Source organism: Oleiphilus sp. HI0066 (assembly GCF_001635725.1).
Map to the genome: position 1 here is coordinate 1 of NZ_LWFH01000018.1, position 1,006 is coordinate 1,006.

At 45.1% G+C, this 1,006-nt stretch carries 1 protein-coding gene; it reads left to right on the forward strand.

Annotated features, from left to right (window positions below):
* Positions 1-441 precede the first annotated feature (441 nt).
* Positions 442-1,006: nucleoside-diphosphate sugar epimerase/dehydratase (locus A3738_RS00660; protein WP_369819749.1), on the forward strand; the 565-nt coding region annotated here is incomplete at its 3' end.

A 1,006-nucleotide genomic window follows, 5' to 3' on the forward strand; every position in this document is an offset into this window, starting at 1 on the left:
TTGATTGTTTTACGGTGAGCGAGTGCGTGTACTTTCGGGCGAGAATAAAAACGTGAGTGCGAGCCATTACTTCCTCCGTGTAGGCATTGAATAGTGTTGCTTGCACAAGGCAATTCCATGCAACGGGCCAAAGAATAACCAATCTACTTAGAGTGCACAAACTAGCTTTTACTATGGTTCGCTTTATGACAAACTGATGCACGTTATTCACAATAAAAATTAGCTTCTGGCGATAAAAATTAACGCCCTTTATGCTCGACAGCTCAGCGCTCGTTGACTATATAAAAGTAAAAACAGGGCGCGAAAGATGCCTCAAGCAGTCATTGGATGTGATTTAGGGATAAGCAGGACGTGCTAAAAAACCTTCTTTTTTTACCTCGTTATCAAAAAAGACTCGTTTCATTGCTCATAGATTCCATCTCGCTACCTATAGCGATATGGATGGCATTTAGCCTTAGACTTGATGTTTTTTATGTGCCAACTTCTGGTGCGATTGTCTTAGCGATGTGCGTCACCGTTGCATGCAGCTTATTGGCGTTCACGAAGTTTGGCTTGTACCGCGCGGTGATTCGTTACATGAGTAATCATGCTATGAAAGCAGTGGTAGCGGGCGTTAGTGTTTCTGCTTGTGTACTTGCGCTTTCAGCGTTTGCTCTGCAAGCCGAAATGCCCCGTTCTGTGCCGGTGATTTACTGGTGTTTGGCACTAGTGTTTGTGGGTGGCTCACGTATGACTGCGCGATCATTAGTACATACCTCGATGGTGCGCAGTAAAGAGCGCATTGTGATTTATGGGGCAGGAAAATCTGGCTTACAGCTCAGCTCAGTATTGTTTCATAGTAAAGCGATGCAGCCGGTAGCATTTATTGACGACGATCAAAACCTTCATGGCACGGATCTAAATGGTATACGTGTACATAGCCCCGCGAACTTGCCAAAAGTATTAGCCAAATATGGGGCCACCAAGGTCTTGCTTGCTCTTGGTCATGCGCCACGTTCACGTAGAA